The 26,789-nt window shown below is 66.1% G+C and carries 21 protein-coding genes; 9 read left to right on the top strand and 12 right to left on the bottom strand.

The annotated features are described in order from the left end of the window. The 6 genes from U5798_RS31885 to U5798_RS31860 form a co-directional block, all read left to right on the top strand. Positions 1-2,734, top strand: a 2,734-nt coding sequence (locus tag U5798_RS31885) for a YadA family autotransporter adhesin (protein WP_322084313.1), incomplete at its 5' end; no start/stop codon positions are given. Positions 2,735-2,853: 119 nt separating this feature from the next. Continuing rightward, entirely contained in the window at positions 2,854-3,516 is a 663-nt protein-coding gene (locus U5798_RS31880; RefSeq protein WP_322084312.1) for an OmpA family protein, read from the top strand. 377 nt (positions 3,517-3,893) lie between these two features. After that, positions 3,894-5,039, top strand: a complete 1,146-nt coding sequence (locus tag U5798_RS31875; RefSeq protein ID WP_124456222.1) for a DUF2827 domain-containing protein — start codon at positions 3,894-3,896, stop codon at positions 5,037-5,039. A 14-nt stretch (positions 5,040-5,053) separates the two neighbouring features. Beyond that, the gene (locus tag U5798_RS31870; protein WP_124456223.1) at positions 5,054-6,208 is read left to right on the top strand and encodes a DUF2827 domain-containing protein; all 1,155 of its coding nucleotides are present in this window, start codon (positions 5,054-5,056) and stop codon (positions 6,206-6,208) included. A 25-nt stretch (positions 6,209-6,233) separates the two neighbouring features. Beyond that, positions 6,234-6,701 (top strand): DUF4019 domain-containing protein, encoded by a 468-nt coding sequence (locus tag U5798_RS31865; RefSeq protein ID WP_322084311.1) that lies wholly within the window; start codon positions 6,234-6,236, stop codon positions 6,699-6,701. A gap of 33 nt (positions 6,702-6,734) precedes the next feature. Next, positions 6,735-7,871: a DUF2827 family protein gene (locus U5798_RS31860; RefSeq protein WP_124456225.1), complete on the top strand. Its 1,137-nt coding sequence runs from the start codon at positions 6,735-6,737 to the stop codon at positions 7,869-7,871. Positions 7,872-7,899: 28 nt separating this feature from the next. Here the strand turns inward: U5798_RS31860 and U5798_RS31855 are convergent, their stop codons facing one another. The 3 genes from U5798_RS31855 to U5798_RS31845 form a co-directional block, all read right to left on the bottom strand. Further along, positions 7,900-8,316, bottom strand: coding sequence for a hypothetical protein (locus tag U5798_RS31855; protein ID WP_124456226.1), 417 nt, complete (start codon positions 8,314-8,316; stop codon positions 7,900-7,902). Positions 8,317-8,362: 46 nt separating this feature from the next. After that, a complete protein-coding gene (locus tag U5798_RS31850) occupies positions 8,363-9,166 on the bottom strand; it encodes an EAL domain-containing protein (protein WP_322084310.1) in 804 nt (267 codons plus the stop codon). 785 nt (positions 9,167-9,951) lie between these two features. Beyond that, positions 9,952-11,094: a DUF2827 domain-containing protein gene (locus U5798_RS31845; RefSeq protein ID WP_322084309.1), complete on the bottom strand. Its 1,143-nt coding sequence runs from the start codon at positions 11,092-11,094 to the stop codon at positions 9,952-9,954. 413 nt (positions 11,095-11,507) lie between these two features. On the opposite strand from U5798_RS31845, the gene U5798_RS31840 reads away from it, so the two are divergent. Further along, positions 11,508-12,827: a galactosyl transferase GMA12/MNN10 domain protein gene (locus U5798_RS31840; RefSeq protein ID WP_322084308.1), complete on the top strand. Its 1,320-nt coding sequence runs from the start codon at positions 11,508-11,510 to the stop codon at positions 12,825-12,827. Between the two features lie 81 nt (positions 12,828-12,908). Here the strand turns inward: U5798_RS31840 and U5798_RS31835 are convergent, their stop codons facing one another. From U5798_RS31835 to U5798_RS31800, 8 genes are all read right to left on the bottom strand, one after another. Continuing rightward, entirely contained in the window at positions 12,909-15,023 is a 2,115-nt protein-coding gene (locus U5798_RS31835; RefSeq protein ID WP_322084307.1) for a phosphocholine-specific phospholipase C, read from the bottom strand. 42 nt (positions 15,024-15,065) lie between these two features. After that, positions 15,066-15,269 (bottom strand): hypothetical protein, encoded by a 204-nt coding sequence (locus U5798_RS31830; RefSeq protein ID WP_034190574.1) that lies wholly within the window; start codon positions 15,267-15,269, stop codon positions 15,066-15,068. Positions 15,270-15,602: 333 nt separating this feature from the next. Beyond that, entirely contained in the window at positions 15,603-15,941 is a 339-nt protein-coding gene (locus U5798_RS31825) for a DUF1493 family protein (RefSeq protein WP_322084306.1), read from the bottom strand. Further along, a complete protein-coding gene (locus U5798_RS31820) occupies positions 15,941-16,372 on the bottom strand; it encodes an STM2901 family protein (RefSeq protein WP_322084305.1) in 432 nt (143 codons plus the stop codon). Before U5798_RS31820 ends, U5798_RS31825 begins: the two co-directional genes overlap by 1 nt. 525 nt (positions 16,373-16,897) lie before the next feature. Further along, positions 16,898-18,892: an acetyl/propionyl/methylcrotonyl-CoA carboxylase subunit alpha gene (locus U5798_RS31815; RefSeq protein ID WP_322084304.1), complete on the bottom strand. Its 1,995-nt coding sequence runs from the start codon at positions 18,890-18,892 to the stop codon at positions 16,898-16,900. 46 nt (positions 18,893-18,938) lie between these two features. After that, complete coding sequence (locus tag U5798_RS31810; protein ID WP_321864985.1) at positions 18,939-19,724, bottom strand: enoyl-CoA hydratase/isomerase family protein; 786 nt, start codon at positions 19,722-19,724, stop codon at positions 18,939-18,941. A gap of 17 nt (positions 19,725-19,741) precedes the next feature. Next, entirely contained in the window at positions 19,742-21,349 is a 1,608-nt protein-coding gene (locus U5798_RS31805; protein ID WP_322084303.1) for a carboxyl transferase domain-containing protein, read from the bottom strand. Between the two features lie 31 nt (positions 21,350-21,380). Further along, positions 21,381-22,562, bottom strand: coding sequence for an isovaleryl-CoA dehydrogenase (locus U5798_RS31800; protein ID WP_069749126.1), 1,182 nt, complete (start codon positions 22,560-22,562; stop codon positions 21,381-21,383). A gap of 170 nt (positions 22,563-22,732) precedes the next feature. Here U5798_RS31800 and U5798_RS31795 point away from each other — a divergent pair, with 170 nt between their 5' ends. Then, entirely contained in the window at positions 22,733-23,479 is a 747-nt protein-coding gene (locus tag U5798_RS31795) for a TetR/AcrR family transcriptional regulator (protein ID WP_322084302.1), read from the top strand. A gap of 60 nt (positions 23,480-23,539) precedes the next feature. On the opposite strand, the gene U5798_RS31790 is transcribed toward U5798_RS31795, so the two are convergent. Further along, positions 23,540-23,986: a hypothetical protein gene (locus U5798_RS31790; RefSeq protein WP_124456235.1), complete on the bottom strand. Its 447-nt coding sequence runs from the start codon at positions 23,984-23,986 to the stop codon at positions 23,540-23,542. A 397-nt stretch (positions 23,987-24,383) separates the two neighbouring features. Between U5798_RS31790 and U5798_RS31785 the strand changes: the two genes are divergently transcribed. After that, positions 24,384-26,552, top strand: a complete 2,169-nt coding sequence (locus tag U5798_RS31785; protein ID WP_322084301.1) for a TonB-dependent siderophore receptor — start codon at positions 24,384-24,386, stop codon at positions 26,550-26,552. The last annotated feature ends 237 nt before the right edge of the window (positions 26,553-26,789 follow it).

The raw sequence follows: 26,789 nt of genomic DNA, 5'->3' as shown, positions 1-26,789 counted from the left end.
CTCGATCACGTCCCTGTCCACCTCGACTTCGACGGGTCTGTCGTCAGCCAACAGCTCGATCACGTCGCTGTCGACCTCCACGTCGACGGGTCTGTCCTCGGCCAACAGCTCGATCACGTCGCTGTCCACGTCGACCTCGACGGGCCTGTCGTCGGCTAACAGCTCGATCACGTCGCTGTCGACCTCGACTTCGACCGGTCTGTCGTCGGCCAACAGCTCGATCACGTCGCTGTCCACGTCGACTTCGACCGGCCTGTCGTCGGCTAACAGCTCGATCACCTCGCTGTCCACGTCGACCTCGACGGGCCTGTCGTCGGCAAACAGCTCGATCACCTCGCTGTCGACCTCCACGTCGACCGGCCTGTCGTCGGCGAACAGCTCGATCGATTCGCTGTCGACCTCGACGTCGACGGGCCTCTCGTCCGCCAACAGCTCGATCACCTCGCTGTCGACCTCCACGTCAACCGGCCTGTCCTCGGCGAACAGCTCGATCACCTCGCTGTCGACTTCGACTTCGACCGGCTTGTCGTCGGCTAACAGCTCGATCACGTCCCTGTCGACTTCCACGTCGACCGGCCTGTCGTCGGCCAACAGCTCGATCACGTCGCTGTCGACGTCGACGTCGACTGGCATCAACTCGTTGTCTACCGGCCTGAGCAGCACGAACAGCTCGGTGTCGTCGCTGTCGACCTCAACGTCGACGGGCTTGTCGTCGGCGAATAGCTCCATCACCTCGCTGTCCACCTCGGCCTCGACCGGCATCAACTCGCTGTCGACCGGCCTGAGCAGCACGAACAGCTCGGTGTCGTCTCTGTCGACCTCCACGTCGACGGGCCTGTCGTCCGCCAACAGCTCGATCAGCTCGCTGTCGACTTCCACGTCGACCGGCCTGTCCTCGGCCAACAGCTCGATCACCTCGCTGTCCACGTCGACTTCGACGGGCATCAACTCGTTGTCGACCGGTCTGAGCTCGACCAACAGCACGATCCTGTCCCTGTCGACCTCGACTTCGACCGGCATCGGCTCGCTGTCCACCGGCCTGAGCAGCACCAACAGCTCGGTGTCGTCGCTGTCCACCTCGACCTCGACCGCGATCAACGCCGCGAAGACGCACTACTACAGCGTCAACGACAACGGCGTGCAGCAAGCCAACTACGACAACACGGGCGCCACCGGCACCAACGCCCTCGCCGCCGGCGTGAACGCCAGCGCGGCAGGCGCCAGCAGCGTGGCAGTCGGCGACGGCTCGAACGCGCAGTCGGCGGGCGCAGTCGCGATCGGCCAGAACGCATCGGCAACGGGCGGCAAGGCGGTATCGATCGGCTCCGGCAACACGGCATCCGGCGACGGCGCGGTCGCGATCGGCGACCCGAGCATCGCGACGGGCACTGGCGCAGTGGCGTTGGGCGCGAACGACACGGCGACCGGCAACGGCGCAGTGGCGCTCGGCAACGCGAACACGGCAACCGGCGCCAGCGCGCTCGCCCTCGGCAGCTCGAACCAGGCCACCGCGGACAACACGATCGCGCTGGGCAGCCAGGCCACGGCCAGCGCCACCGGCGCACAGGCCTACGGCTCGGCTGCCAAGGCCACGGCCGCCGATGCGCTCGCCTTCGGCACGAACGCGCAAGCGAACGTCGCGAACTCGATCGCACTCGGCGCCAACTCGGTCACGGCTGCGGCAGTCGGCACCTCGGGCGCCACGATCGGCGGCGTCACGTACTCCTTCGCGGGCAGCTCGCCGGTAGGCGTGGTCAGCGTCGGCGCACCGGGCCAGGAACGCCAGGTCACGAACGTCGCCGCGGGCCGGATCTCGGCTTCGAGCACGGACGCGATCAACGGCAGCCAGCTGAACGCGACGAACAATGCGATCAACACGCTGTCGACGTCCACCGCGTCGAACGTCTCGTCGCTGTCGACCGGCATCAACTCGCTGTCGACCGGCCTGAGCGCGACGAACAGCAACGTGGCGTCGCTGTCCACGTCGACCTCGACCGCGATCAACTCGCTGTCGACGGGCCTCAGCACGACGAACAGCAACGTCAACTCGCTGTCGACGTCGACCTCGACGGGCATCGGTTCGCTGTCCACCGGCCTGAGCACGACGAACAGCAACGTGGCGTCGCTGTCGACCGGCGTGACGAACATCAACAACACGCTGAACTCGCTGTCGACGACGATCAACAACAACACGACGCGTACGGCGAACAACAACGGCGTCGCGGCCGACATGAACGGCAAGGGCAACGACCTTCCGGTGGTCACCGCCGGCTCGAACTCGGTGGCGATCGGCGCGAATTCGACGGACGGCGGTCGCTCGAACGTGGTGTCGGTCGGCAGCGACCAGCAGCAGCGCCAGATCACGAACGTCGCGCCGGGTACGCAAGGCACCGACGCGGTGAACGTGAACCAGCTGACGCAGGTGCAGACGACGCTGTCGACGGCACTGTCGGGCCAGCAGGCGCAGATCAACTCGTTGGGTTCGCAACTGCAGCAGACCGACCAGATGGCGAAGCAGGGTATCGCGGCCGTCGGCGCGATGGCGTCGATCCCGCAGCTCGATCGCGACGCCAACTTCGGGATGGGCGTGGGCACGTCGACCTTCCTCGGCCAGAAGGCGATGGCGGTCAACATGCAGGCGCGCATCACGGAGAACCTGAAGGCGTCGATCAACGGCGGCTTCAGCGGCGGTCAGAAGGTGATCGGCGCCGGCATGCTGTACCAGTGGAAGTAACGCGTCGCGCCGCCCGCCGCCCGGCTCGCCCGCCGGACGGCCCGCGGCCCCGACAGCAGGACGGGCCCGCCGCACACCCTGCGGCGGGCCCGGTCAACCCAAGCTTTAAGGACGTCACCGTGAACAAACTCGCTCTTGCGCTCGCGCTTTCCGCAACGGCCCTCGCCGCGTGCTCGACCGCCTCCGGCCCGACCTTCAGCGCCTCCGAACTGCAGCCGCGCGACGGCGTGCGCACGTTCCAGGTGGACTGCCACGGCCTGCTGTCGGGCCCGCAGACCTGCATGAAGGCCGCCCGCAAGATCTGCGGCGACCAGCCCGTGCGTACCGTCGATTCGGCCCGCGCGCTGCGCGACAAATCCGATCCGGCCATGCTGGTCTTCCAGTGCGGCGCGGCGCCTGCCGAAGCGGCCTCGGCCGCCGCACCGGCAACCGCCACCGTCGAACAGGTAAGCCTGTCGGGCGACGCGCTGTTCGCCACCGATCACGCGACGCTCGCGCCGACCGCGCGCGAATCGCTCGACCGGCTGCTGAACGAGCGCAAGGACCACGCGTACTCGCAGGTGTCGGTCACCGGCTTCACCGACTCGGTGGGCAGCGACGACTACAACCTCGCGCTGTCGAAGCGCCGCGCCGAATCGGTCGCCGCCTATCTGAAGGCACACGGCCTGAAGACCGACTCGATGACGGTGTCGGGCCGCGGCAAGGCCGATCCGGTCGCATCGAACGCGACGCCCGAAGGCCGCGCGAGCAACCGCCGCGTCGAAATCCGGCTGCAGCACTGAGCAGCCGGCCGCCGCACCTGCGGCGGCCGATCCGGCAGGCCGCCAGCGGCGCGCCGGACAACGCGGGCGCCGCAACGCCGGCGCCCCGCTCCCGTGGGCCGGCGGGGATGTCAAAGTTCGTCACGTCCTGCCAAAACCGGCGATTTCCATGCCACAATCGCCGCAGACAGTCGCCGGGGCAGCCTGCCCGAATCGCGCGCCAAGCGCGCCCGACGACACGCCGGAATCCGGCTGCCGCCCTCGCGAACCTCGTCGTCCGATTCGCGTGCCGCGACGCACCGGCGCGAATCCAACCATGACAACCCACGGCGCGCCGCTTCCGGGCCAGACGCTCGACGCGATGCCCGGACGCACGACGCCGCAGAGGAAACCAACCGGTGACGGACATCAATGAAGCCGCCGCGGGCGGCACCCGCAAGCAACGGCCGGCTGTCGGCATCTCGCTGTTTGCGCGCGACGGCCAGGCGATCTGGGAAAACGGCATTCACCAGAACATCGCGTTCCTCGCGATGATGCTCAAGCGCTCGGATCGCGTCGGCCCCGTCTATTTCCTGAACGGCGGCGATGCGAACGCGCTGCCGGCCGGCCTCGAACTCGACGGCCTCGACATCCCGCTCGTGAAACCCGCCGACGTCACGCACGAACTCGACGTCGTGATCGAAATGGGCGCGCAGCTGCCGGTCGAATGGCTCCGGCACATGAAGGCACTCGGCAAGAAGATCGCCGCGTTCTTCTGCGGGCACGTCTATGCGGGCCTGTGCGAAACGCCGATCTTCGGGAAACCGTCGGGACATGTGTTCAACGGCGCGCCGTTCGACGAAGTATGGCTGCTGCCGCAATACGACAAGACCGCCGCGCCGATGCTGCAGACCATCCTGCGTGCGCCCGTCCATCTGATGCCGCACATCTGGTCGCCGTACTTCCTCGAGCGCCGCGTCGCCGTGATCGCCGGCGAAGGTGCGACGTTCGGCTATCAGCCCGGCGCCCGCCCGTGGCGCCTCGCGATGCTCGAACCGAACATCTCGGTCGCCAAGTCCTGCCACTACCCGATGCTCGCGTGCGACGAGTTCTACCGCGCGCGGCCGGACGCGGTGCAGCACATGTTCGTCGTCAACGCGATGCACATGAAGGAGCATCCGACCTTCGTGCACTTCGCGAACAGCCTCGATCTCGTCCGCCAGCACAAGGCGACCTTCGAACCGCGCCTCGACCTGCCGGGCTTCATGGCGCGCCACGCGGATGCGGTCGTGTCGCACCACTGGGAAAACGGGCAGAACTATCTGTATTACGACGTGCTGTACGGCGGCTATCCGCTGATCCACAACTCGACGCTGATCGGCGACGCCGGCTATTACTACCCGGATTTCGACGCCGCCGCGGGCGGCCGCGCGCTGCTCGACGCGTGGCTGCATCACGACGAACGCCTCGACGACTACCGCACGAAAGCCGGCCGGCTGCTGCAGTCGGTCTCGATCGACAACCCCGCGAACCTCGACGCGTTTGTCTCGCGTCTGGTCGCCTGAACCGGAGCATACGCATGTCGGACTCCAATGCCCGTCAAGCGCCCGGCGAGGGCAAGCGTCTCGTCGTCGGCGTGTCGCTGTTCGTGCGCGGCGCCGGCCAGTCGCTGTGGGAAAACGGCATCTTCCAGAACTGCCTGCTGCTGATCCTGCTGTTGCGCCAGTCGCCGCTCGTCGCGGAAGCCGTGATGGTGAACGGCGGCGAGCAGGTTGCCGACCCGCAGATGATGCTCGGCGAGTGGGACGTGCCGCTGCTGTCGATGGACGAAGCGCTCGAGCGCTGCGACGTGCTGATCGAGATGAGCGCGCAGTTCGGCGCGGACTACCTGCGCGCGTTCCGCGACCGCGGCGGCAAGGTCGTCACGATGCGGGTCGGCAACGACTACGTGATCGACATCGAACGCGCGATGTTCGACAAGCCGTCGGGCTTCCTGTTCTCGGGCGCGCCGTACGACGCTGTGTGGACGATTCCCGAGTTCGAGCGCTCGTGCCTGCACTATTACCAGACCGGCCTGCGCGCGCCCGTCACGATCGTCCCGCACATCTGGCATCCGATGCTGTTCGACAAGGCGCGCGCGACGCTCGGCGCCGGCCTGACGTTCGGCTATCAGCCCGGCAAGCCGCGCTGGCGCGTGACGATGTTCGAACCGAATATCTGCATGGTGAAGACAAGCGTCATCCCGATGCTGGTCACGGAAGAGGCGTACCGCGCCAATCCGAGGTTCCTCGAGTTCGTGCGCGTGTGCAACACGATCCACCTGAAGGAACATGCGACGTTCGTCCACTTCGCGAAGAGCCTCGACATCGTGAACCACGGCGTCACGACGTTCGAAAGCCGCTATGCGGTGTACGAGTTCATGGCTGCGTACGGCGATGCGGTGGTATCGCACACGTGGGAAAACGCGCAGAACTACCTGTACTACGAGCTGCTGTACGGCGACTATCCGCTGATCCACAACTCGCCGTTCCTCGGCAAGGCCGGGTATTTCTATCCGGACTTCGACTGCCAGGCCGGCGGCCGCGCGCTGCTGCAGGCGTTCGACGAGCACGACGCGAATCTCGACGCCTATCGCGAGCAGTCGAAGCACGTGCTCGATTCGGTCAGCATCTACAACCCCGAGAATGTCGCGGCCTACACGGACGCGATCGCTTCCCTCTATCGCGACGCGTGACGCGCCGCCCTTTACGGACTCCGACATGACCGCACGCCCGCTCCTCACCCGCGCCAAATGGCTGATCGGCTGCGCCGCCGCTTCGATCGCGATCGGTGCGCACGCGCAAGCCGCCGGCGAATCGGCCGACACGCTGCTCCGCAACTCGGATGCCGTGTTCAAGCAGCTCGACGCCGGCCAGTACGGCGCGGTGTGGACCGACGCCGCCGCGTTCGTGAAAGCGCGCATCAAGCAGGACCAGTTCGCGGCCGACATGCAGCATGCACGCCAGTCGGTCGGCGCGGTCAGCCATCGCGGCTGGGCGCAAGTGACGCGCATCCGCTACGAACGTACGCCGGGGATGCCCGACGGGCTCTACGCGAACGTCGATTACGCGACGACGCTGACGAGCGGCTCCACGGTGTTCGAGAAGCTGAGCTTCCGCCTCGAGGACGACGGCCGCTGGCACCTGACGGGCTACGTGCCGCGCCAGTCGCAAAACTTCGCGCAATAAGCCGCGCGCCGCCCGCCCCACGGAGCCGATCCGATGAAACTCAATGTCGCGATTACGATGAACGTGCAGCGCGACGCGACGCAGTCGATCTGGTACAACGGCGCGAACCAGCACTGCGTGTACCTGTACATGCTGCTGAAGCAGTCGCCGCTGATCGGCGAGGTCTGGCTTGCACACGACAACGGCATCACCGAGTATCCGCAGGCGCTGATGATGGACGCGTTCGGCGACGCGCTGCGGCCGCTGTCGGCCGTCGTCCACCAGACCGACCTGCTGATCGAGATGAATGCGTTCGTCGATCCGTCGCACACGGACGTCGTGCGCCAGCGCGGCGGCAAGTGCGTGTCGTATCGCTTCGGCAACGACTACGTGATCGCGGTCGAGACGATCAACTTCGAGAAGAACGACTGGCGGCCGAACCCGCACCGCGTGCAGTTCGACGAGATCTGGACCAACCCGCAGCACATGCACACGTGCGCGGCCTATTTCCAGGCCGTGTATCGCGCGCCGGTGATCGAACTGCCGCACATCTGGTCACCGTATTTCATCGAGCGCAGCCTCGACGCCGACCCTGAACTGAAGGCGCGCTTCGGCTACCGCAACCACGGCCCGGCCAAGCGCATCGCGTTCTTCGAGCCGAACCTGAACGTCGTGAAAAGCGCGATCGTGCCGATGCTCGCCGCGAACGCGTGCTACGTCGAACACCCGGAGCTCGTCGAGCACGTGTACATGACCAACACGTTCGACAAGAAGGAAAACGTCGCCTTCAAGCATCTCGCGCTCGGGCTCGAGATGGTGCGCGACGGCAAGGCGACCGCCGACGTGCGCGCGCCGTTCGTCGCATGGGCCGCGCATCACACCGACATCGTCGTGTCGCACCACTGGGAAAACGGCCTCAACTACCTGCTGTACGACGCGCTGTACGGCAACTACCCGCTCGTGCACAACTCGCCGTTCCTGCGTGACGTCGGCTACTACTACCCGGACTTCGAGATCTTCGATGCGGCACGCGCGATCGCGACCGCCGCGCAGACGCACGACGCGCGGCTCGACGACTACGCGGCCGCGGCCCGCCGCTGCCTGCACCAGGTCGACACGCTCGCCGAGCACAACGTCCGCGCATACTCCGAGCAGATCCAGACGCTGTTCGCCGGCCGCGCGCTCGGCTGACCGCCCCTTCGGACGCGCGCCGGCTGCGCTACACCAGCACGCGATCGCCGCTTTGCGCGGCGAACACGCGGCCATGCCGCCGTCCCATGCGGGCGAGCACGCCAAAACGACGTAGCGCCTGCCCGCTTACGCTGCCGGCTTGCCTGGCGAGGCTGTCGGACACGCCGCGCGCGATCGCCGAATCGTCGCCGCACGCGCCGGCGATGACGCCCGCGTAATAGTGTCGCGCGGCCAGCTCGCGGTCGTTGGCATCGAGCGGTTTCATCCGCTGGATACCGCGTGCGACGGCTTTCAGGCCGTCGAGATACGGTGCGACGTCGATCGGCACATCGGTCGACTCGGCGCCCAGTTGCCGCAGCATGTCGGCCAACTCGGCGAGCGCGACGAGGTCGCGCGCATCGGTTGCCTGCGTGCCCGTTCCGACTCCGGCCTTCGTCCCCGCCATGCCACACCCCTTTGCGATTCGTCCCGCCGTGCCCGTTTTCACGCCGTCACGCGGCGGCCGGCGACCGCCATGAAAAGCGGATGCCCTGCGCCCATGCAACGCCGGCATCCACGATGATCTGCCGGTCCATCTCGCTCTCCACGCCTTCGACGACGACGTGCCGCGCGCCTTCGTGCGCGAACGCGATCAGCCTGCGGAACTGGTAGCGCCCGATCGCGTTGCGCTTGATCATCGACAGGATCGACCGGTCGAGCTTCACGATGTCGGGATTGCCGACCACCAGATTGTTCAATGCGCTGAAGCCGACGCCGAAATCGTCGATCGCGATCCGGCAACCGGCCTGCTGGAAGCGGTTCACGAACGACCGGCCCGCGACGGGGTTCAGCGGCCCCGTCTCGGTGATCTCGACCACCAGCCGCGCCGCCACCGACGGCTCGCGCTCGAGCCGCCTGAAGATCGCCAGCCACGCGTCGTCGACGACCGCGCTCGCAGCCGCGACGTTGCACCCGTAAATCGCGGCCGGATCGGCGCGCAGCGCGTCGATCGTCCGGCCGACCACGAGCCGGTCGAACCAGCGCATCAGCCCGAGCGCCTCGAGGCGCGGCAGGAAGGCAAGCGGCGGCAGCGCATCGCGCTCGCCCCACCGCAACCGCGCCAGGCGCTCCTGGTACAGCACGCCGCCCGACAGGTCGGCCCGGCACACCGGTTCATGCGCGAACCCGAGCCGGCTTTCCACGAAACTGCGTACCGATGCGAGATCGGCATGATCGTCGGGAGCGCCGAACACGAGATCGATCTCGTCACGATTCACTTCCCGATTCGCCTCCAGGCGAGCTTCGACCGCATTCATCCGGTGCTCCGGCAAATGGCGAGCCGCCGATCGCGGCTCGACCTCAACAAACATGCGGAGCAAACCGACCCTGACGCGCTCCGCCGCCTACCCGGCCCATCCTGTTATGTCGATTTTTTCCGGGAGCGTACTGTTCGCTTCGGCGCGCCGTCAAATTCGATATTTTCAACGATATTCGGTTACTGCAAATACACCATGCGCGGACCGTGCCGACAGTGCGACAGGTCACACAACACAAAGTACGGAACCACGAATCCTGATCGTTTATTTTCACCACCGAGACCGCTTTATGCGAATCGATTTCTTTCGCGATACACGGCACTACAAATGGGAAAATCGTTAATTAATCAGACGAATGCACGCCCATGAAGCACCGCCCGCCTTGGGTGCGCGGGCTCACGGCAAAGGCCCACGACTCGGGCCGCCAGCCACTGAAAATCGGTCGCCGCACATCATTCGATCGCCGCAGCATTCAATTTTCGCGTTTCAAACGATATTAACTAATCTAAAAACGGAATCGATTGAGATGAATCAATCATATCAAGTTTCATTTATATGATGATTATTAATTGAAACATCTTTAACAATCTTAAAGACTTGTTAACCTATAAAATTATTTCCGACGGACTTCCCTCGGAGCCGTCAATTTCGTGCCTTCAAAACCGTCGAACCGATCGGGTTCGGCGGTTTCTTTTTTTAACGGCATTATTTCGTCAGACATGAGGGCGGGACAATCCCGATGGCGGCCGGCGGCGCAATGATCATGCGCCGCGGAAAATCGGGCCTTACGCGACCGGCGCGCCGATCAGGTTCGCGAGCAGCCCGTCGTATTCGGCGACGAGCGCCGGATTCGCCGACGTATAGCGGCCGAGGATCTCGCGCTGGCGCCGCGTGTACGCTTCCCAGTCGTCGTCGTGCGTATGCAGCGCACGCAGCAGCGCGTCGGCGCCCTGCTGCACGTCGTTGTCCGGGTAGTAGTAGCCGAGATCGGGGGCGAGGCTCGCGTTGTGCACGAGCGGATAGCCTTGCCAGCACACGTCGAAATAGAAGTAGTTCAGCGGGTTCGACCATTGGTGTGACACGACGATGTCGGTCAGGTCGGCCAGGAACAGCGGCGTGTCGAAGCGCCCGACGAAGCTCGCCTTGCCCGCGCGCACGATGTCGAGATAATTCATCAGCATCACGAACTCGGGGCTGTCGTGCGCGAGGCGATCGGCGTTCGTTACGTGCGCGAAGCAGATCGCGTCGGGGTCGCGCCGATACGCTTCGTCGATGATCAGCATCGGATACACGCAGAACTTCACGACGTTGTGGTTCGGCTCCATCACCGTCAGCCGCTTGCCGGGCTCGCTGCGCGGCCGATATTCGCCGTGCTCGGGCAACGTCTGCGCGCGTGCGCTCAGGAACATCGGATCCCACACGAACGGCACGACGCGCCCCGGGCAGCGGCGCAGCGACTGCAGGAACGGCAGCGACGACGGCGCGATCTGCGGAATCGCCCACACCTCGTCGTAGCCGCGATTGATGAACAGCGAATCCCACAGCCGGCGGCCGAACAGCATCGACTCCATCGCGTTGATGTACTCGACACCGCAGCAGTAGCTGACGAGCTTCGCGCCGCGCGCTTTCAGGTAGGCCGTCTGCTCGCCGTTGATCTGCCCGCCCAGCTCGATCACGACGTCGAGCGCATCCTTCATGTCGGCGAACGCACGCGTGTCGTACACGTTGCGATCCCACGGCAGCGCATCGGTAAGCGGCACGTCGGTGGTGTTGACCAGCGTCACGCGGTAGCCGTGCGGCGACGCCATCAGCAGCTTCGCGAGAAACAGCGCGTTCTGCTTGATGCCGTTGATCCACAGGCTTTCGTCGGGGGCACGCAACCCGATCGTGATACCGATGCGCAGGCCGTTCAGGACAGGAGACGTCATCGTCGGCAGGATGGAAGGTTGAGCGGGAGTGGCATGGCGCAGTGTAGCGCGCGAAGCGCCGGCCGCGTCAAGCGGCGGCGACCAACCCGGCATTCTAGCGGAGCGCCGGCGGCACACTGTCAGGCAGTGTCAGCGGCCGGCCGGCACCTGCGAATCCGCGAAACGGTTATGCGATACTCCGGCGACTGGCCGCGCCATCGGGCGCGCAGTCGAACGGGCGAGCAACGCCCCACAGCAACGCCATCGGGAAACAGGGCTGACAGAATGGAACGCGACGCCGCGCAAATCTTCCGTGCCGTCCGCCACGGACAGGCGCGGCACGCACCGGGCTCCATGCCCGGCGGCAGGTCCGTACGCAGGCACGCCGCGCGAATCGCGCGACGTGCGCCGCTTCCCTGCCCGCGGAGCGCGCGATGATCGTCCTCAGCCACTTCAGCCAGCCTGCACCCGCCAGCCTCGAGAATCACCGCTGGTACGCGCAGGTGCACGGCTATCGTCACGAGATCGTCGACGCGTCCGCGATGCCGCAGGCGCTGCCGTTGCGGCCGCTGTATCGCTACGAATCGCTGCTCCATGTGCTGCGCAACGCGCAGCCCGACGAACTCGTGCTGCTGCTCGGCGAAGATGCGGCGATCATCGAGCCGGTTGCGCTCGAACGCCTGATGGCCGGGCGCGACCGGCTGCTGGTCGACGCGTTGGCGCCGCCGCTGCCGCAGGTCGACGTGCAGATCTGGCGCAACACGCCGGACGTGCGCGCGATCGTGATGCAGCTCGTGCAGCGCTGCAAGCTCGGCAGCGAGCCGAGGCTGACGTCGGAAGCCGCGCTGTTCGCCGGGCTCGACACGCATCGCTACATGACATTGATCGACGGACTGTACGCCGTCATGCCGTGCAGCCCGGACCTCGATCCGATGTGGGGCCGCGCACCGACGTTCGCGATCAGCATCGACGACACGCCTCGGGACCCCGAACGCAAAGGCACGACGCCGCGTTTTCGCGACACGCTCGTCGCGTACGTCAATCGATGCCGCGCCGCCGGCCGGCCGATGTTCACGTTCGATCACGACGCCGCCGCACCGGACGAAGCCGCCGAACGCAGCACGTACAACCCCGGCCGCCCGATTGCGCTGATGATGCTGTACACGCCCAACATCGGCAGCTACGCACGCGTCGCCGAGCGCAATTTCCGGCGCTACGCCGATGCGCACGGCTACACGCTCTACGTGCATCGCGACATTCCCGCCGAGATCGGGCTGAACGCGACGGGCAACTGGTTCAAGCCGTGGCTGCTCCATGCGTACCTGCAGCATCACGAATGGGTCGTGTGGCTCGATGCCGACGTGCTGATCGCGGACCAGCAGCAACCGCTGGAGCCGCTGTTCGAAGGGCGCGACTGGCTGCTCGCGCAGGATATCGGCCAGTGGTCGTTCAACTCCGGCGTGATGGCGTTCCGCCGCACCGAACGCAACGACGCGATGCTGCAGGACCTGATGACGACGATCGCCGCGCTGCACGACCGGTCGAGCGTCTATGCGAGCGACGGCGACCAGCTGCATTTCATTCGCGCGATGGAGCGCGCCGGGCAGCTGCAAGGCGAAGGCGTGGCCGATCTCGTCAGCTTCAACACGCCCTGGCTGTTCCGCCGCGCGGACAGCTACATCGTGCACTACTACGGAATGTGGTCCGCGATGCGCGCGCTGATGATGGCGCACGACGACGGGCTGCTGCGCTGACACCGCCGCTTCGGCATCGATACCGAATAAAAACGCGCCGGCCGGCGTCACCCGGCCGGCGCGTCGTCGTACCGGTTGCCGTCAGACCGGCGTGATCGTCGGCGCCACGGCCGCCGGATCGGTGATGCTGGCCTTGCCGGTTTCGACGTGCCCGGCGATGCGGCGCGTCCAGCCCGCATTGCCGGCCACCGCGAACTGCAGGTCATACCACTGGCTGCTGCACGACAGGTCCCAGTGCGCTTCGACGCGTTGCCCCGCCGGGATCGTCAGCGTGCGCGCCGCGCCGCCGTACGCGACATCGGTCGCCGTGACCGTGAGCGGGCCGGTGCCCGCATTGGCGATCGTCACGTAGACATCGCCGTTCGCCACGTCGTAGCACGGCGTGATTTCAGGCTTCGCGGCGGCATCCGCGGCGGCCGAACCCGCGAAGCGCCGGAAATAGCCGTTCGGCCCCCACACGCTCACCAGGTAGTTGCCGTTCGCGTCGAGTGCCCACGTGTCGGTCAGCTGCTTGCCGGCCTCGACCGTGTAACGGCGCGGCATCGCGGCCGGATCGCCCGTATAGACCCAGAAGTGCGCACCCTGCGTGCCCGAATTCGCAAACGTCACCGCATAGCCTTGCGCCTGGAGCTGGCCCGTCACGTGCAGTTCGTACGGCAGCGCGCGAGCCGGCCGCGTGCCGGCTTCCTGTGCCGTCACGACCTGCTGCGCGGTGCTGGCCGGTGCGGTCTGCGACGACGCGCGCGAGCATTGCAGGTCGGCCTGTGCGACATAGGCCTGCGTGCTCGGCAGCGACGGCAGCGTGACATCCGATTTCGAGAAGTCGAGCGCCGACGTCAGGTCGCCGCAGATCGCACGGCGCCACGGCGAGATGTTGGTTTCCATCACGCCGAAGCGCTTCTCGATGAATTGCAGCACCGACGTGTGATCGAAGACCTGCGAGCACACGAAGCCGCCCTTCGACCACGGCGACACGACGAACATCGGCACGCGCGGGCCGAGGCCGTACGGCAGGTTGTCGGCCGTATAGGTGCCGGCCTGCGTCGCGGTCACGACGTTGTGCCGCTCGAGCGATACGTCCACGGTGCTCATGCCCGAGCCCGGCAGCGTCGGCGCCGACGGCGGCACGACGTGGTCGAAGAAGCCGTCGTTCTCGTCGTACATGATCAGCAGGACGGTCTTGCTCCACACCTCCGGATTCGACGTCAGCGCATCGAGGATCGTCGACAGGTAGTACGCGCCGTACAGCGGCGTGAACTTCGGATGCTCCGAATACGCGGCGGGCGGCAGCAGCCACGACACCTGCGGCAGCGCATTCGCCTGCACGTCGGCCTTCAGCTGCGTGATCGGGCGCGTGCTCATCCCGCGCGTCTGCAGCGACGAGCCGGCCGGCGCATTCACGAAGTTGTTGAAGCACGCGAGCATGTTCGTGCCGTAGTTGCCGGTGAAGTTGTCGAACCCGGTGCCCTGCTGGTAGATCTGCCACGAGATGCCGGCCTTTTCGAGCCGCTCCGGGTAGGTCGTCCAGTTGAAGGGCGGCAACTTGATCTTGTCGAACTGGTTGTCGATGTAGTCGGTGTTGTCGAGCAGCGGGCCGCCGCCCGTGCCGAGCGGATCGACCATGCCCGTCATCAGGTACATGCGGTTCGGATGCGTGTTGCCCGGAATCGAGCAGAAGTAGTTGTCGCATACCGTAAACGCATCCGCGAGCGCGTAGTGGAACGGGATGTCGTCGCGAACGTGATAGCCCATCGTCATGTTCGACTTCTGCACGGCCCACTGGTCCGCGCGGCCGTTGTCGATCGCGCCGTGCGTCGTCGCCCACGTATGCGGCAGGCCGCCGATGCATTGCGCGTTGACGCCCGGGTTGGTCGTGTCGTAGCGGAACGGCGCGATCACGCTCGACTGGTCCTCCTGCCGCGGCTGGAACCACACCGGCTTGCCGTTCGGCAGCGTGACCGGGAACCGGTCGTTGTAGCCGCGCACGCCGCTCAGGTGGCCGAGGTAGTGGTCGAACGAGCGGTTCTCCTGCATGAACACGACGATGTGCTGCACATCCTGGATCGTGCCCGTCACGGAATTCGGCTCGATCGCCAGCGCCTTGCGGATCGATTCCGGCAGCAGTGCGGTGGCGGCGGTCGCGCCGGCGAGGCCGGCGGAGAACTTCAGAAAGTCGCGTCGCGAATGGGTGGCCATGCTGGTTGCTCTTGATTGGATTTCTGGTGGAAACGGCCGGTATCAGGAAGCGGGCGAGGATGCCGGTGCAGTGAAACCCGGCGGGCAGTGCATCTGCGCGGTGGCGACGACGGCGCCGCCGCACGCGGCCTTCTGCTGCGCGACGGGCGCGGCGGGTGCAGTCAGGTCGTCGTTGCAGGCGCCGAGGAGTGCTGTCAGCGCGATCAGGCCAACGACCGCGAAAGGCCGCAGGGCCGACTTTCGCATAACGATTCTCCGTGGGGGTGATGACGTGACACAGGCGCGGGTGCGCACCGGTCATATCGACGGCGAGATGCTAAGTTCGACTTGTTACACGATGGTGTCGCGGGACAGGGGCCGACGTGCATGCAGATGCCCGCGCGGGTGCGGAAATGAAAGGTACGCCGATAGAAAGACAGAAGCCGTCATCGTCGGCGGGACGGGGGATTCGAAGGAGCCAGTGTAGCGCGCGGGGCGGCGCACACCGGGAAAAGGGCGCCATTTCAGCGGACGGCGGACCGGAGCACTGTATGGATGGCCAGCGACGAACCGGGCGATGCCTGGCCCGTTTTCGAGCAGTTACATCGTCCACCGCCCGGTTTCAATCGCCGCCACCATCATTTTGATGGTAAGCGGACGCTCCAGTATTTTGTCCCCGGCGTCGGCGCTAAATGGCAACCTGAATACCGTCATCAAGAATCGACCCAATCCCAGCTTCCGGGAAGGGTAATAATAATCAACGTCGAAATCGGAAACATCAACACCAAACGTTTCCGAAAATCTCCGCATCAATCTCAACATGGCTCTGTCGGAAAGTTCAAGATCGATGCAGAGATCCGTGTCCTCGGTAATCTCGAGCTCGCCCCATAGTGGCGAATCGGCCTCATCCCGCACCATCTCTATCAGACGATCGTCCATTAAAAGCGATCCTCCTGCTTGACCAAGCCATTGTACGTGACCGTGGAGCGATACATGATGATTGATATATCGATAGCGGTAATGATCCAACCGACCACTGGTACGGCCCGCCCGACAAAGGCGCCGAGCTCACGGGTAAATTTGATCTTGAGCAGCAGGAGACTCTTGAATGACGTTACCGTCGGCAGAATTTTATACTTGAGTTCATAGGGCAACACCTTTCTCGATACCGTGGATGCGATCGAGGTTCCCTTGACCGCTCCGCCGAATTTCCCTCTGGTCGGCACGAACCTTTGACCTAACAAAATCATTGCGATCCCGACAGCATCATCGATACCCAATTCATCACAGGCCACATCGATAACAATCAGGCAGAAAAGTTCTGGCGGGGTAAGGTCAATGTGAATTCCGTATTTATATTTGTTCGCCATCTCAGTCTTTCTCTCGGCTGCATTGCGCAGGACACCGGGCTGCACATCCCGGCGGTTACGCTAACGCAACCATGTCGCGCATGGGCCGGAACGCGCATCTGCTTCTCCAATCGAGACTGATTTTCCGGACACCCCGGAAAGGAGTCGCGATCGCGCGCGGCCTTTCTCCACAAGAGGAAGCAGTCGGTTCGTTTTGGCCAAGAAGTCCGAACGGGTCCGGTTTCGATCTTTGAACAACTGTTGCAACGAGCAAATCGGTGCAAGGCAGCGCGACAGCGCATGTCGAGCGGCCGTTCACCGGCGAGAATCCCGGGATTATTCAAAGATCTTGAAGATGCGACACGCAAATTATTTGTTTTTGTCTACGCGCGACGAGAGCGACGATCACAACACAAGAATGCGATGTCGTCCTGATGCAGGCACACCAGGTATTCGCAGCCGGATGGCATTGGGGACGCTCGGATAATACGGGGCACGATGGCCCGTGCGTGAGAGCCGGCAACGGCCCTCACCCGTATGCAACACTCAGCCTTCCGCCATCATCAGCAACTGCGCGCCATCCGCGACCTGGTCGCCGACGCCGTACAGCACTTCCCCGACGACGCCCGCGCTCGGCGCGCCGATCGTGTGCTCCATCTTCATCGCTTCCATCACGATCAGCGGCGTGCCGGCTTCGACCTTCTGGCCCGGCTCGACCAGCACCGCGATCACCTTGCCCGGCATCGGCGCGGTCAAGCGTCCGCCGCCCTGCTCCGCATCGCCCGCATGCGCGAGCAGGTTGCGCCATTCGAACGTCTCGGCCGCGCCCTGCGTGAACACGTGGAACGTGTCGCCGTCCGCATAGACGCGGCCGCTGCTGCGCACGCCGCCGAGCGTCACGTCGAAATCGAGCGGCGTGGCGCCGCGCGTCCATGCGAACGGTTGCGCGGTTTCGCCGCCGGTCGCGATACGCGCACCGGCGCCATCGTCCTCATACGTGACCGTCACGTCCGCGTCGCGATCGGCCGCATGCCATGCGAGCGTGCGGCGATAACCGCCGTTCAGCCGCCAGTCCGGCAATGCGCCCCACGGCGATGGCTCCTCAGCGGCGCCGCGTTCGCGCGCGAGCAGCGCCGCACACGCAAGCGCAAGCGTCGCGCGCGGCGGCTGTTGCGGCGCGAACAGCGCATCGTGGTTGCGCTCGATCAGCCCCGTGTCGAGATCGGCCGTCGCGAACGGTTCGCACGCGACGATCCGCTGCAGGAACGCGGCGTTCGTATGCAGGCCGACCACCTCGCATGCGCGCAGCGCGCGCAGCATCAGGCCCAGCGCTTCCGCGCGATCCGCACCGTGGACGATCAGCTTCGCGATCATCGGATCGTAGAACGGCGTGATCGCATCGCCTTCGCGCACGCCGCTGTCGACGCGCACCGGCGCGCCGATCGAGAACTCGACGCCGGCCGGCAGCCGCAGGTGCTTCAGCATGCCCGTCGACGGCAGGAAGCCGCGCGCCGGGTTTTCCGCATAGAGGCGCGCCTCGAGCGCATGGCCCTGCACGCGCAGTTCGTCCTGCTTCAGCGGCAGCGGTTCGCCGGACGCGACGCGCAGTTGCCATTCGACGAGATCGAGCCCCGTGACCATCTCGGTGACCGGGTGCTCGACCTGCAGGCGCGTGTTCATTTCCATGAAGTAGAACGCGTCGCCCGTCATGATGAATTCGACGGTGCCCGCGCCGACGTAGCCCACCGCGCGCGCGGCGGCGACGGCCGCTTCGCCCATCGCCTGGCGCACGTCGTCGTGCAGGCCCGGCGCCGGCGCTTCCTCCAGCACCTTCTGGTGACGGCGCTGCACCGAGCAGTCGCGGTCGAACAGGTACACGGTGTTGCCGTGCGTGTCGCCGAACACCTGCACTTCGACGTGGCGCGGGCGCGTCAGGTACTTCTCGATCAGCACGCGGTCGTTGCCGAAGCTGCTCGCGGCTTCGCGCTGGCACGATGCGAGCGCCGCCGGGAAATCGCCGGAGCGCTCGACCACGCGCATCCCCTTGCCGCCGCCGCCCGCGCTCGCCTTCAGCAGCACCGGATAGCCGATTTCATCGGCTTCGCGATGCAGGTTGCCGGCGTCCTGGTCGTCGCCGTGATAGCCGGGCACGAGCGGCACCGCGGCCGCGTGCATCAGCGCCTTCGCGGCGGCCTTCGACCCCATCGCCGCAATTGCATCGACAGGCGGCCCGATGAACACGATGCCGGCCGCTTCGCACGCATGCGCGAAATCTTCGTTCTCCGATAGAAAGCCGTAGCCGGGATGGATCGCCTGGGCGCCGGTCGTGCGCGCGGCCTCGATGATGCGCTCGATGCGCAGGTAGCTGTCTGCCGCGGCCGAGCCGCCGATGTGCACGGCTTCGTCGCAGGCGGCCACGTGTTTCGCGTTCGCGTCCGCGTCGGAATAGACGGCGACGCTCGCGATCCCGAGACGTTTGCACGTCGCGGCGACGCGGCACGCGATTTCGCCGCGGTTGGCGATCAGAATCTTGTCGAACATGGCTTCGATGTCGTCCGGAGAGTGGGGGTCACGCGATCATTCGCGATCATTCACGCCACGACGGCGTGCGCTTTTCGAGGAAGGACGCGATCCCTTCGCGCGCTTCCGCGCCGGCGCGGGTCTTCGCGATCCAGTCGGCGGTCTGCTCGATCAGCGTCGCGTCCAGCGCGCGGCCGGCCACGTCGGCGACGAGCCGCTTGCACGCCTTCACCGCGTCGGGACCGTTCGCGACGAGCGTCGCCGCCAGCTTCGCGACCGTTTCGTCGAGCGCATCGGCCGGCACCGCATCGTGGATGAAGCCGAGCGATGCGGCACGCGCACTGTCGAACACCTCGGCCGTCGTGAAGTAGCGCCGCGCCGCGCGCTCGCCCATCGCGCGCACGACGTACGGCGCAATCGTCGCGGGAATCAACCCGAGCCGCGCTTCCGACAGGCAGAACTTCACGCCGTCGGCGGCAATCGCGATATCGGCCGCAGCCACCAGGCCCACGCCGCCCGCATACGCGTCGCCATGCACGCGCGCGATCACCGGCTTGCCGCAGCGATGGATCGCCTCGAGCATCCGCGCGAGCTTGCGCGCATCGGCACGGTTCTCGTCGTCCGAGTAACCGGCCATCTTCTTCATCCAGTTCAGGTCCGCACCCGCGCAGAACGCGGCGCCTTCCGCCGCGAGCACGATCGCGCGCACGCCTTCGTGCGCATCGAGCCATTCGAACGCGGTGGTCAGCTCGGCGATCGTCGTCTCGTTGAACGCGTTGCGCACGTCGGGGCGTGCGAGCGTGACGGTCGCCACGCGGCCGGCTTCGCTTACCTTGATCGTTTCGTATCGCATCTCGGTCCTCCCGGGCGTTACATGCGGAACACGCCGAAGCGCGTATCGTCGATCGGCGCGTTCATCGATGCGGCCAGGCCGAGGCCGAGCACGTCGCGCGTCTGCGCGGGATCGATCACGCCGTCGTCCCACAGCCGCGCGCTCGCGTAATACGGATGGCCCTGCCGCTCGTACTGGTCGCGGATCGGCTGCTTGAACGCTTCCTCTTCCTCGGTCGACCACGAACCGCCCTTCGCCTCGATGCCGTCGCGACGCACCGTCGCGAGCACCGACGCGGCCTGCTCGCCGCCCATCACCGAGATGCGCGCGTTCGGCCACATCCACAGGAACCGCGGGCCGAACGCGCGGCCGCACATCCCGTAATTGCCGGCGCCGAACGAGCCGCCGATGATCACCGTGAACTTCGGCACCTTCGCGTTCGACACGGCCGTCACCATCTTCGCGCCGTGCCGCGCGATGCCTTCGTTTTCGTACTTGCGCCCGACCATGAAGCCCGTGATGTTCTGCAGGAACACGAGCGGGATCTTGCGCTGGCAGCACAGCTCGATGAAATGCGCGCCCTTCACGGCCGATTCCGAGAACAGGATGCCGTTGTTCGCGACGATCCCGACCGGATGGCCCCAGATGTGCGCGAAGCCCGTGACGAGCGTCGTGCCGAAGCGCGCCTTGAATTCGTCGAACTCCGAATCGTCGACGATGCGCGCGATCACCTCGCGCACGTCGAACGGCTTGCGCGTGTCGACGGGAATCACGCCGTACAGGCTTTTCGCGTCGTAGCGCGGCGGCTTCGGCTCGCGCAGCGCGACCGGCGACGCGATCTTCGGCGCGAGGTGACTGACGATGTTGCGGGCGATCGACAGCGCGTGCGCGTCGTTCTGCGCGAGATGGTCGGCCACGCCCGACAGGCGCGTGTGCACGTCGCCGCCGCCGAGATCCTCGGCGCTCACTTCCTCGCCGGTCGCGGCCTTCACGAGCGGCGGGCCGCCGAGGAAAATCGTGCCCTGGTCCTTCACGATGATCGACTCGTCGCTCATCGCCGGCACGTACGCGCCGCCGGCCGTGCACGAGCCCATCACGACGGCGATCTGTGCGATCCCCGCCGCGGACATCGTCGCCTGGTTGAAGAAGATGCGGCCGAAATGGTCGCGATCGGGAAACACGTCGTCCTGGTTCGGCAGGTTCGCGCCGCCCGAATCGACGAGGTACACGCACGGCAGCCGGTTTTCCGCGGCGATTTCCTGCGCGCGCACGTGCTTCTTCACGGTGACCGGGTAGTAGGTGCCGCCCTTGACCGTCGCGTCGTTGCACACGATCACGCATTCGCGGCCGGCGATGCGGCCGATCCCGGTGATGACGCCCGCGCCCGGCGCATCGTCGTTGTACATGCCGTTCGCCGCGAGCTGCGAGAACTCCAGGAACGGCGCGCCCGGATCGAGCAGTTGTGCGATGCGGTCGCGCGGCAGCAGCTTGCCGCGCGACAGGTGCTTGTCGCGCGCGGCCTGGCCGCCGCCCTGGGCAAGCTGTTCGATCTTCGCGCGCAGGTCGGCGACGACCGCCTCGAGCGCCGCGGCATTCGTGCGGAAGTCTTCCGAACGCGGGTTCAGTTTCGATTCGATGATCGGCATCGACGGGGCTCCGTTCGCGTGACGTGGGGCGTTACATCGTTTCCGCGAACAGCTCGCGGCCGATCAGCATCCGGCGGATCTCGCTCGTGCCGGCGCCGATCTCGTACAGCTTCGCATCGCGCCACAGCCGGCCGACCGGGTATTCGTTGATGTAGCCGTTGCCGCCGAGGATCTGGATCGCCTCGCCGGCCATCCACGTCGCCTTCTCGGCCGTGTAGAGGATCACGCCCGCGCAGTCCTTGCGCACCTGGCGGATGTGGTCGCTGCCAGCCGAGTCGAGATGGCGGCCGACCGCGTACAGGTAGGCACGGCATGCCTGGAACGTGGTGTACATGTCGGCGACCTTGCCCTGGATCAGCTGGAATTCGCCGATCGACTGGCCGAACTGCTTGCGGTCGTGGATATACGGCACCACGGCGTCGAGGCACGCGGCCATGATGCCCGTCGGGCCGCCCGACAGCACCGCGCGCTCGTAGTCGAGGCCGCTCATCAGCACCTTCACGCCGCCGTTCAGCTGGCCGAGGATGTTCTCTTCCGGCACCTCGACGTCCTGGAACACCAGCTCGCCCGTGTGCGAGCCGCGCATGCCGAGCTTGTCGAGCTTCTGCGCGACCGAGAAGCCCTTCATCCCCTTCTCGACGATGAACGCGGTGATGCCGCGCGAATTGGCTTCGATGTCGGTCTTCGCGTAGACGACGAGCGTGTCGCAATCGGGGCCGTTGGTGATCCACATCTTCGTGCCGTTCAGCACGTAGCGATCGCCGCGCTTGTCGGCGCGCAGCTTCATGCTGACGACGTCGGACCCGGCGTTCGGCTCGCTCATCGCGAGCGCGCCGATGTGTTCGCCCGACACGAGCTTCGGCAGGTATTTCTGCTTTTGCGCTTCGGTGCCGTTGCGGTGGATCTGGTTCACGCACAGGTTCGAGTGCGCGCCGTACGACAGGCCGATCGACGCCGATGCGCGCGAGATCTCCTCCATCGCGACCATGTGCGCGGTGTAGCCCATGTTCGCGCCGCCGTATTCCTCGGCGACCGTCATGCCGAGCACGCCGAGATCGCCGAACTTCTTCCACAGATCCATCGGAAACTGGTCGGTGCGGTCGACCTCCGCCGCGCGCGGCGTGATTTCCTTCGCCGCAAACGTCGCGACGGCGTCGCGCAGCATCTCGATGTCTTCACCGAGCATGAATTGCACGCCGGGCAGGTTGATCATGTCTCCTCCGTCTCCAGAAAGTGTGTCGCACTCACTGATTTCTGAGTTTCGCTCAAATCAAATGAATGCACCGATTCATTGACAAATACAGCGTAAATTTTGCACAGTTTCGCGCCTCGTCGGGTTCGGCGTCAATAGTTTTTTGAGTGTCACTCAGATATCATGCGAACATGACAGCCGCTACCGCCGACACCATGACCGACACCGTCAAAGCCGACCGCGCCGACGCGCCGCGCGCCCCCGCCGGGCGCAAGTCCCAGCAGCGCGTGCAGGACATCCTGCGCGCCGGTCGTGAAGTGTTCGCTGAAAAGGGTTACGAGCATGCGACGGCCGCCGAGATCGCGCAGCGCGTGGGCGTGTCGGAGGCGACCGTGTTCAGCTACTTCCGCGGCAAGCGCGAGCTGTGTGCACGCGTGATCGCGGACTGGTACGACGAAATCATCGCCGCGTTCGAGCACGGGATGCCGCAGGATGCGTCGGTGCAGCAGCAGTTCGCGTTCATCGTGCGCACCCACCTGCGGCTGATGCTCGTGAACGGCACGGGGCTGTGCGCGCTGGTGCTGTCCGAAGGCCGCGCGAAGCAGCATGCGCTGAGCGACGAGCTCACCGCGCTGCAGCGCCGCTACACGGCGCCGCTGATGGACGTGCTCGCACGCGGCCAGGCAGCCGGGCAGGTGCGTGCGGACCTGCCGCTGAGCCTGCTGCGCTCGATGGTGTTCGGGCCGATCGAGCACGTGCTGTGGGATGCGATCCTCGGGCACCGCAAGCTCGATACGGAAACGACGGCCGCGCAGCTGATCGACATGCTGTGGGCCGCCGTGCAGCCGCCGGCGCCGGAACAGGCGGCGCTCGTGCGCTTCAGGAACGAAGTCGCGGAAGCCGTGCGGCGGCTGGAAGCCGAAGGCCCGCGCGCGTGACGCGCGGCGGCCGGGTTGCGCCGCTGCGACGCGGCAGCGTGCGGTCGCAATCGCAGTCGATCAGTTGGCGAGACGGCAGTGCGCCAGCTTCAACCCCGGCAACACGGGCGCATCGATGTAGCCCTCGTTCACGCAGCTGAACCGGAACGCCGCCGACGTGACGAACGGCTTGATCTCCCCGCCGGGGAATTTCGGCTTCAGCGCTGCCTGGTCGTCCACGTCGAAATGCGTATCGAACTGCTCGCCGTCGGCCGTCAGCGCGCCGAAGTACGTGCCGCCCGGGTCGCCGCCCATCCGGATCACGGCGCCGACGAACACGAGGCGCTTGCCGTCGTATTTCGTCTTCGCGGCGGCCATGTCCTGCGTATAGGCCTCGATCACGGCGCCGTAGTGCGCGTCGATCGCGGGTTCGGCGTCCGACGCCGCACAAGCGGACTGGTGAATCCCTGCCAGCAGCGTGCAGGCCGCAAGCGCGGCCGCCGCGAACGGCGCGGAAATCTTTTTCATGATGGTCTCCCGTCTAGCGTGGTGGTTGAAGTGATTGAAGCCCGGCGCTCGTGCAGGCCGAATTCGCTTCCGTTGCTCTAATCGTTCGAATGGCGGAATACGGCTGCGATCACTTCATCGCCCGCATGGTCGTGCGCGGTGCGTGGCGCCGCGCGGAACGCGACGTGACAGGAAGATGACATGGTGCGGCCCCCGGCTCTCTCATTGGTTTTCACTGCGTCTGATTTTGGCCGCTACGGTAGCAGACGGCCGACGGCCCGGCAACCAATGGCCGCGCGCAGCCGGGCAGGTCATTACAATTGCAAATGATTCTCATTACATATATCATGCGCCACCTGACTGCAACAAAACGCTGCGGCCCGCGACACGATCCTTAGTACTCCTCCTGCCTCGATTCATGCCATCCCGTCGAACGCCCCGCCGCGCCCGGACCCTGTGTCCGTGGCGCACGAGCCTGCCTGCCCTGATCACCCTGTGCGTCGCGAGCGGCGCGCATGCGGCCGATACCGAACCCGCCACGCCCGCCTCGACTCCCGCGACACCCGCCGGACAGGAACTCCCCGCGATCAGCGTCAACGCATCGTCGGCCGTCGAGCCGACAGTCGGCTATCAGCCGCGCACCACCGGCATAGCGGGCGGCGACAACCGTTCGCTGAAGGAGATTCCGCAATCGGTCGCCGTGGTCAGCAGCAGCGTGCTGCAGGACCAGCAGGCACGCTCGCTCGACGACGTGCTCGGCAACATCAGCGGCGTCACGCAGACGAATACGCTCGGCGGCACGCGCGACGCGTTCATCAAGCGCGGCTTCGGCTCGAACAACGACGGCTCGGTGCTCGTCGACGGCGTACGCACGCCGGTGCTGCACAGCTATCTCGCGACGATCGACCGCGTCGAAGTATTGAAGGGCCCGGCCTCGCTGCTGTACGGGATGCAGGATCCCGGCGGCGTGATCAATCTCGTCACGCGCAAGCCGGAAGACACGTTCGGCGGCTCGGTCTCCGCGTCGCGCACGAGCCACGGCGGCAGCAGCGCGCAGTTCGATCTCACCGGCCCGCTCGGCAAGCGCGGCCAGGTCGCGGGCGGCACGCTCGCGTTCCGGCTGACCGGCGAATACGACACGAGCCGCTACTGGCGCAGCTTCGGCCGCGAACGCCATGCGCTGATCGCGCCCGCGCTGTCGTGGCACGACGCGAACACGTCGATCGACGTCAGCTACCAGTACGTCGACTACACGACGCCGTTCGACCGCGGCACCGTGCTCGTGAACGGCCAGCTCGACGATGCGCTGCGCTATCGCCGCTACGAGGAAGCGTGGTCGCAAAGCGGCGGCATCCAGGAAACGCTGCGCACGCGCATCGAGCACCGCGTCTCCGATGCCTGGCGCGTCCGCGCGACCTACGGTTGGGGCCGCGACCGCTACGACCAGTTCATCACTCGCGCCACCGCATTCAACAGCAGGACCGGCGCGCTGACGCGCTCGTCCGATGCGAACCTCGGACGCAACGACTCCGACCAGATCGCGACGCTCGGCCTGCTCGGCAACGTGACGCTCGCGGGGATGAACCACGCGATCTACGTCGGTGGCGAATACGAGCGGCAGCGCAGCTTCCGCGGCGACACCATCCGCGGCAAGGCGACGACGGGCTTCGATCTCTACGATCCCGTATACGGGCTGCTCGCGGCGGGCGGTACGCCGAACGCGAAGCAAAGCGATTCGCGCTCGGTCGTGCATGCTTACTCGACGATCGTGCAGGACTCGGTGAAGATCACCGATCGCCTCACCGCAGTGGGCGGGCTGCGCTGGGAAAACTGGCAGCAGGAATCGGGAATGGGGCGGCCGTTCGTATTTGCCGACCGCTCGCGCGGCAGCGTCTGGCTGCCGCAGTTCGGACTCGCGTATGCGCTCACTCCGGCACTGACCGCCTACGCGAACGTGAGCCGCTCGTTCAAGCCGAACGTCGCATCGAACGTCGCCGCACCGCTCGCGCCGGAATACGGCCGCGTGCTCGAGGCCGGGCTGAAGTTCAGCCTGAAGCCCGCGATCACCGGCACGCTCGCGGTGTACCAGATCGACAAGCGCAACGTCGCGGTCACGGTCGGCGACCTCACGTCGACGATCGGCACCGCGCGCTCGCGCGGGATCGAGCTCGACGTGGCGGGGCAGATCACGCGCCACCTGAGCGTGATCGGCAGCTATGCGTATACGAACGCGACCGATCGCGACAGCAACACGCCGCTCGTCAACGTCGCGCGGCACACGGGCAGCCTGTTCGCCGTGTACGACACGGCCATCGCGAACCTGCCCGGCCGCTGGCGCTTCGGCGGCGGCGCGCGCGTGGTCGGCGCACGCGCCGGCGACACCGCGAACAGCTTCACGCTGCCCGGCTACGTGACCGTCGACGCGTTCGCGGCGTACGAAACGACGATCGGCAAGTTCCCGACGCGCTTCCAGCTCAATGTGAAGAACCTGCTCGACAAGACCTACTACCCGTCGAGCAACAACAACCTGATCGTCGCGGTCGGCGAGCCGCGGCTCGTCACGCTGACGACGACGGTGTCGTTCTGACGCACCGGCTCGGCCGAAGCCGGCAAGCAGCACTCGTCGGCCGCGCATCCCGCACCGCCGTCACGCCGCCGCACAACGCGGCGGCGCCCGCCTCCTGCCCAATCATCGCCCCCCCGAATATCTCCCATCCGATATCGCGATTTCCGGTATCGATTGCGCGCCTCTAGACTGGCTACGCGACAGTGACGCCGCGCCGCCGCACGGCAACGCGGCACGCCTCCACAAAAAAGATTCCGG

Origin of the sequence: Burkholderia sp. BCC1972, from assembly GCF_905339605.1 — a bacterium.
In the GTDB taxonomy this organism is placed as follows: Bacteria; Pseudomonadota; Gammaproteobacteria; order Burkholderiales; family Burkholderiaceae; genus Burkholderia.
Note: the sequence above shows the minus strand (reverse complement) of the source record. Positions and strands in the feature narration are given on the sequence as shown.

What these genes read in the sequence shown, in the direction of transcription:
- U5798_RS31870 (WP_124456223.1), top strand. Translation starts at nt 5,054, where the DNA reads ATGTCGGACTCCAATGCCCGTCAAGCGCCCGGCGAGGGCAAGCGTCTC.
- U5798_RS31865 (WP_322084311.1), top strand. Translation starts at nt 6,234, where the DNA reads ATGACCGCACGCCCGCTCCTCACCCGCGCCAAATGGCTGATCGGCTGC.
- U5798_RS31860 (WP_124456225.1), top strand. Translation starts at nt 6,735, where the DNA reads ATGAAACTCAATGTCGCGATTACGATGAACGTGCAGCGCGACGCGACG.
- U5798_RS31855 (WP_124456226.1), bottom strand. Translation starts at nt 8,316, where the DNA reads ATGGCGGGGACGAAGGCCGGAGTCGGAACGGGCACGCAGGCAACCGAT.
- U5798_RS31850 (WP_322084310.1), bottom strand. Translation starts at nt 9,166, where the DNA reads ATGAATGCGGTCGAAGCTCGCCTGGAGGCGAATCGGGAAGTGAATCGT.
- U5798_RS31845 (WP_322084309.1), bottom strand. Translation starts at nt 11,094, where the DNA reads ATGACGTCTCCTGTCCTGAACGGCCTGCGCATCGGTATCACGATCGGG.
- U5798_RS31840 (WP_322084308.1), top strand. Translation starts at nt 11,508, where the DNA reads ATGATCGTCCTCAGCCACTTCAGCCAGCCTGCACCCGCCAGCCTCGAG.
- U5798_RS31835 (WP_322084307.1), bottom strand. Translation starts at nt 15,023, where the DNA reads ATGGCCACCCATTCGCGACGCGACTTTCTGAAGTTCTCCGCCGGCCTC.
- U5798_RS31830 (WP_034190574.1), bottom strand. Translation starts at nt 15,269, where the DNA reads ATGCGAAAGTCGGCCCTGCGGCCTTTCGCGGTCGTTGGCCTGATCGCG.
- U5798_RS31825 (WP_322084306.1), bottom strand. Translation starts at nt 15,941, where the DNA reads ATGGACGATCGTCTGATAGAGATGGTGCGGGATGAGGCCGATTCGCCA.
- U5798_RS31820 (WP_322084305.1), bottom strand. Translation starts at nt 16,372, where the DNA reads ATGGCGAACAAATATAAATACGGAATTCACATTGACCTTACCCCGCCA.
- U5798_RS31815 (WP_322084304.1), bottom strand. Translation starts at nt 18,892, where the DNA reads ATGTTCGACAAGATTCTGATCGCCAACCGCGGCGAAATCGCGTGCCGC.
- U5798_RS31810 (WP_321864985.1), bottom strand. Translation starts at nt 19,724, where the DNA reads ATGCGATACGAAACGATCAAGGTAAGCGAAGCCGGCCGCGTGGCGACC.
- U5798_RS31805 (WP_322084303.1), bottom strand. Translation starts at nt 21,349, where the DNA reads ATGCCGATCATCGAATCGAAACTGAACCCGCGTTCGGAAGACTTCCGC.
- U5798_RS31800 (WP_069749126.1), bottom strand. Translation starts at nt 22,562, where the DNA reads ATGATCAACCTGCCCGGCGTGCAATTCATGCTCGGTGAAGACATCGAG.
- U5798_RS31795 (WP_322084302.1), top strand. Translation starts at nt 22,733, where the DNA reads ATGACAGCCGCTACCGCCGACACCATGACCGACACCGTCAAAGCCGAC.
- U5798_RS31790 (WP_124456235.1), bottom strand. Translation starts at nt 23,986, where the DNA reads ATGAAAAAGATTTCCGCGCCGTTCGCGGCGGCCGCGCTTGCGGCCTGC.
- U5798_RS31785 (WP_322084301.1), top strand. Translation starts at nt 24,384, where the DNA reads ATGCCATCCCGTCGAACGCCCCGCCGCGCCCGGACCCTGTGTCCGTGG.